Source organism: Streptomyces sp. NPDC111802 (assembly GCF_055634335.1).
Window position 1 is genome coordinate 1 of sequence record NZ_JBVKCZ010000218.1, and the last position, 1513, is coordinate 1513.

Here is a 1513-nt window from a genome sequence, read left to right on the forward strand (position 1 = left end):
TGCTCACCCGGGTCCTGGATACCGTCCTCATCGGTGTCCTGCCACACCCGGTTACCCAACTGCAACGGCGCCTGATCACACAGAACTTCCAGGTCCGCCATGCCCCCCGACTTGGCGAAGGTTCCGTTCAGGTAGTTGCCGTCGGTTGCCGGGGCGCGGGTCCCCGTGGTGCGGTCGACCCACGCCACGCCGCTGCCTGTCTTCGGGATCGGGTCCATCGAGGTGAAGGGGAGGGCCGTCTCCACTTTGGAGAGAGCCACACCGCCCTCACTGATCTCCTCATGGCCGCCGAAGGCCCAGTCACCCGGGTAGAACTCCCTGACGTTCAGGGACTGGGATCCGCCGTTGGTGGCCGCGGTGGCATTGTTCTTGCAGCCGCCGTTGCCGTCCACGACGAACATGTGGTTGGAGCCGCGGCACGCCCGGTTGATGTCACCGCCGACGAACGAGGTTGTTTCGGGGGACGTAGAGGTGGCGGGCAGATTCCAACCGAAGCGGTCAGCGAAGCGGTCACGGAAACCGAGAACCATGTCACCGTTGGTCTCGAAGTTGATGTCGGACAGCATCGGCTCAGGGTTCTGGATGAAAGGGTGGGTGCAGCTCTTGCCGTCCTGCATCGTGGGCCGAACATTGGTCCACGGATACCAGCTGGGGCCCCCGCACGCCCCTGGATATAGGTCTTGGCGGTTCATGAGACCTGCTTGACCGCCACGGGGGTACGTCAGTGGCTGGTCCATAACCGTGCCGGTGAACTGGCCGGTGGTGGGGTCGAAGACCTGCACGACGGCCCGCATGTCAGCCTTGCGGTTGGTGGACTGCGCTGAGCAGACACCGCCGACGTAGACCTTGCCGTCCTGGATGCCCAGGCCGAAGGGGCGCCAGTCGCCAGGGGCGGCGCAGCCCGGGTCCCGGATGGGGTAGGACGCCTTCGGCGCGGCAGCAGTGGCCTGCATGGCGTCGTAGCGGTAGAGCCTGCGGTCATTCAGGTTGACGACATACAGGTCCTTGCCGTCCGGGCTGATGTCCAGGTCACCCAGCGACTGCTTGCCCACCACCGGCCCGAACGCCTCGTCCATGCCAGCGTTCGGGTTGTGCGCGCTGGTTCCGGCGCTAGGGACCGTGGTGAACAAAGTGGTCGTGTTGGTGGTCGGATTCGTCCGGTAGATCGCACCAGAACCACCGGCACCGTACTTGCCTCCCCGCTTGGCATACGCACCGGAGAAGGTCTGCTTGGTCACCTTGTTGTAGCCGATACCGTACAGCGACCCCGTCTGCCCCCAAGTCGCCATGTCGGTGGTCTGCGCATCATCGCCGCGGGCACTGAACGGGAAAGACACCAGCGTTCTGACGGTATCCGGAGTAGCCCCCTGCGGTGGGATAGTAGTCCTCTGACAGGCGCTGACCAGGGAGGCATTCTTCTGGCAGTAGTCCTCCGGGCTCCAGAACGAGGTCGTCACCTCCACATTCTTGCCGCCCGACAGATCCACGAACTCCACATTCGACGACAGCACGG

Annotated in this window: 1 protein-coding gene; it reads right to left on the bottom strand. The window is 64.4% G+C overall.

Features of this window, described 5'->3' with window-relative positions:
* On the bottom strand, window positions 1-1513 hold a 1513-nt coding region (locus ACZ7NC_RS45580), incomplete at both ends, for a YncE family protein (RefSeq protein ID WP_471498366.1).